The following is a 2,730-nucleotide window of genomic DNA, read 5'->3' as shown; positions in this document are numbered from 1 at the left end:
CCTACAATCGCGGATATTGAACGACGCAACCGACACACGCGACTTGGTGACATCCGGATTCTGGCCGGAAATCTTGGTCATGTCGCCGACGGCGTTTTCCAGGATCTTCTTGTTGGTCGCTGCTTCACCGACACCCATGTTCAGGGTGACTTTGACCAGCTTCGGCACTTCCATCGGATTCTTGTAGCCGAACTGCTTCATCAGCGCCGGGACTACTTCTTCCTTGTAAAACTTTTCGAGACGGGTATTCATCAGCGCATCCTCAGGCGTCGAGCGCCTCACCGCTGGAGCGGAACACACGCAGTTTGCGTCCATCCTCCAGCACCTTGAAGCCAACGCGCTCGCCCTTGCCCGTTGCCGGGTTGACGACGCTTACGTTGGAGATATGGATCGACGCTTCACGCTCGACCACGCCGCCGGCAACGCCTGCCTGCGGATTCGGCTTGGTGTGGCGCTTGACGATGTTCACGTTGGCGACGACCACACGGTCGCCGTCGACGCGGACGATTTCGCCCTGCTTGCCCTTGTCCTTGCCAGCGGTGACGACAACCTGGTCGCCCGTCTTGTTACGGTTAGCCATGATTATCTCCTGTCGCTCACAGCACTTCGGGAGCGAGCGAGACGATCTTCATGAACTTCTCGGAACGAAGTTCACGCGTCACCGGTCCGAAGATACGGGTGCCGATCGGCTCCTGCTTGTTGTTCAGCAGGACAGCCGCGTTGCCGTCGAAGCGGATCAGCGAACCGTCCGGACGACGAACACCCTTGCGGGTACGGACAACAACGGCGTCGTAGACTTCGCCCTTCTTGACCTTGCCGCGCGGAATCGCATCCTTCACGGTGACCTTGATGATGTCACCGATGTGGGCATAACGGCGCTTGGAACCGCCAAGCACCTTGATGCACATCAGTTCCTTGGCACCGGAGTTGTCCGCGGCGTCAAGGTAGCTCTGCATCTGGATCATGAGTCAGATCTCCTTATTCAGCCGCACGCGTGATGACTTCCACCACGCGCCAGTTCTTGGTCTTGGACATCGGAGCAATCTCGGTCACGCGGACGACATCGCCTTCGTTGCAGGCATTGTCGGCATCGTGGGCGTGCAGCTTGGTCGAGCGCTTGATGTACTTGCCGTACAGCGGGTGCTTGACCTGGCGTTCCACCAGGATGGTGACCGTCTTGTCCATCTTGTTGCTGACGACACGGCCTTCGACCGTGCGCAGCGCTTTGTTTTCAGTATTGTCGCTCATAGCGGCCATCCTTACTTGGTGCTGCCGAGCAGGGTCTTGGTGCGAGCAATCTCGCGCCGGACCCGGCGGATATCGTGAGTCTTCGGCAGCTGGCCGGTGACCTGCTGCATACGGACAGAGAACTGTTCCTTACGCAGGTCGATCAGGTGGGCCTTCAGTTCGTCAGCCGACTTTTCACGGAGTTGTTTGAGGTCCATCAGCGCACCGTCCGGGTTACGAAAGTGGTGGTGACCGAAAGCTTGGCGGCGGCCAGGCGGAACGCCTCGCGTGCCACGTCTTCGGTTACACCCTCGATTTCATAGATCATGCGGCCGGGCTGGATCTGGGCCACCCAGTATTCCTCGTTGCACTTACCCGAACCCATTCGATATTCGATGGTCTTCTTGGTGTTGGGCTTGTCGTGGAACACACGGATCCACATCTTGCCACCGCGCTTGACGTAGCGGCTGATCGAGCGGCGGGCCGCTTCGATCTGACGCGCGGTCAGCTGACCGTGGGCGGTCGCCTTCAGGCCGTACTCGCCGAAGCTGACAGCGTTGGCGCTCCAGCTCAGGCCGTCGTTACGACCCTTATGTACCTTGCGGTATTTGGTTCGCTTGGGTTGCAACATTGTCGTTACCTCGCTTCACGAGCCGGGCGCTGACGGTCACCGCGGTCGCCGCGATCGTTACGATCGTTGCGCGGGGAATCGTCCTGCTTTTCCTGGCCAACCTGGGAGAAATCGAAGACCTCGCCCTTGTAGATCCAGACCTTGATGCCGATGATGCCGTAGGTCGTCTTGGCTTCAGCGAAGCCATAGTCGATGTCGGCACGCAGCGTGTGCAGCGGCACGCGGCCTTCGCGGTACCACTCCGAACGGGCGATTTCAGCACCGTTCAAGCGGCCACCGACGTTGACCTTGATGCCCAGGGCACCGAGGCGCATCGCGTTGCCGACCGAGCGCTTCATTGCACGGCGGAACATGATGCGACGCTCAAGCTGCTGCGCGATGGACTCGGCAACCAGCTGGGCGTCCAGCTCGGGCTTGCGCACTTCGGTGACGTTGATGTGCGCCGGGACGCCCATCATCTCGCTCACTTCCTTGCGCAGCTTCTCGATGTCCTCACCGCGCTTGCCGATCACCACGCCCGGACGGGCGGTGTGGATCGTCACGCGAGCGGTCTTTGCCGGACGCTCGATCAGGATCTTGCTGATGCCGGCCTGCGCAAGCTTCTTGCGCAGCATTTCCCGCACCTTCAGGTCGGCCGCCAGGTAACCAGCGAACTCGGCCTTGTTGGCGTACCACTTGGAGTTCCAATCCTTGGAAATACCGAGGCGGATACCAATCGGATGAACTTTATGACCCATGGTCTTTTCCTTTCCGCTTACTTGCCGGCGCCCACAACCACAGTGATGTGGCTGGTGCGCTTGAGGATGCGGGTACCGCGGCCTTTCGCCCGCGACATGAAACTAATCATGGTCGGACCAACAACAACCAAGAAG

At 59.7% G+C, this 2,730-nt stretch carries 8 protein-coding genes; all 8 read right to left on the bottom strand.

Annotated features, from left to right (window positions below):
- Positions 1 to 252, bottom strand: a 252-nt coding sequence (rplE, locus tag ACI2JH_RS19505) for a 50S ribosomal protein L5 (protein ID WP_404736983.1), incomplete at its 3' end; no start/stop codon positions are given.
- A 10-nt stretch (positions 253 to 262) separates the two neighbouring features.
- Positions 263 to 580 (bottom strand): 50S ribosomal protein L24, encoded by a 318-nt coding sequence (rplX, locus tag ACI2JH_RS19500; RefSeq protein WP_404736982.1) that lies wholly within the window; start codon positions 578 to 580, stop codon positions 263 to 265.
- 16 nt (positions 581 to 596) lie between these two features.
- Positions 597 to 965: a 50S ribosomal protein L14 gene (gene rplN, locus ACI2JH_RS19495; RefSeq protein WP_042614221.1), complete on the bottom strand. Its 369-nt coding sequence runs from the start codon at positions 963 to 965 to the stop codon at positions 597 to 599.
- Between the two features lie 13 nt (positions 966 to 978).
- Positions 979 to 1,248, bottom strand: coding sequence for a 30S ribosomal protein S17 (gene rpsQ, locus ACI2JH_RS19490; protein WP_042614222.1), 270 nt, complete (start codon positions 1,246 to 1,248; stop codon positions 979 to 981).
- Positions 1,249 to 1,259: 11 nt separating this feature from the next.
- A complete protein-coding gene (gene rpmC, locus ACI2JH_RS19485) occupies positions 1,260 to 1,445 on the bottom strand; it encodes a 50S ribosomal protein L29 (protein ID WP_101098576.1) in 186 nt (61 codons plus the stop codon).
- Positions 1,445 to 1,858 (bottom strand): 50S ribosomal protein L16, encoded by a 414-nt coding sequence (gene rplP, locus ACI2JH_RS19480; protein WP_404736981.1) that lies wholly within the window; start codon positions 1,856 to 1,858, stop codon positions 1,445 to 1,447. Before rplP ends, rpmC begins: the two co-directional genes overlap by 1 nt.
- Positions 1,859 to 1,863: 5 nt before the next feature.
- The gene (gene rpsC / locus ACI2JH_RS19475) at positions 1,864 to 2,595 is read right to left on the bottom strand and encodes a 30S ribosomal protein S3 (RefSeq protein ID WP_042614225.1); all 732 of its coding nucleotides are present in this window, start codon (positions 2,593 to 2,595) and stop codon (positions 1,864 to 1,866) included.
- 17 nt (positions 2,596 to 2,612) lie between these two features.
- Positions 2,613 to 2,730: 50S ribosomal protein L22 (locus ACI2JH_RS19470; RefSeq protein ID WP_404736985.1), on the bottom strand; the 118-nt coding region annotated here is incomplete at its 5' end.

It is taken from the genome of Stenotrophomonas sp. NPDC078853, assembly GCF_044901215.1.
In the GTDB taxonomy this organism is placed as follows: Bacteria; Pseudomonadota; Gammaproteobacteria; order Xanthomonadales; family Xanthomonadaceae; genus Stenotrophomonas; species Stenotrophomonas lacuserhaii.
Note: the sequence above shows the minus strand (reverse complement) of the source record. Positions and strands in the feature narration are given on the sequence as shown.

Excerpts from the sequence above, each read along its gene's own strand:
- rplX (WP_404736982.1), bottom strand. The coding sequence starts at position 580 with ATGGCTAACCGTAACAAGACGGGCGACCAGGTTGTCGTCACCGCTGGC.
- rplN (WP_042614221.1), bottom strand. The coding sequence starts at position 965 with ATGATCCAGATGCAGAGCTACCTTGACGCCGCGGACAACTCCGGTGCC.
- rpsQ (WP_042614222.1), bottom strand. The coding sequence starts at position 1,248 with ATGAGCGACAATACTGAAAACAAAGCGCTGCGCACGGTCGAAGGCCGT.
- rpmC (WP_101098576.1), bottom strand. The coding sequence starts at position 1,445 with ATGGACCTCAAACAACTCCGTGAAAAGTCGGCTGACGAACTGAAGGCC.
- rplP (WP_404736981.1), bottom strand. The coding sequence starts at position 1,858 with ATGTTGCAACCCAAGCGAACCAAATACCGCAAGGTACATAAGGGTCGT.
- rpsC (WP_042614225.1), bottom strand. The coding sequence starts at position 2,595 with ATGGGTCATAAAGTTCATCCGATTGGTATCCGCCTCGGTATTTCCAAG.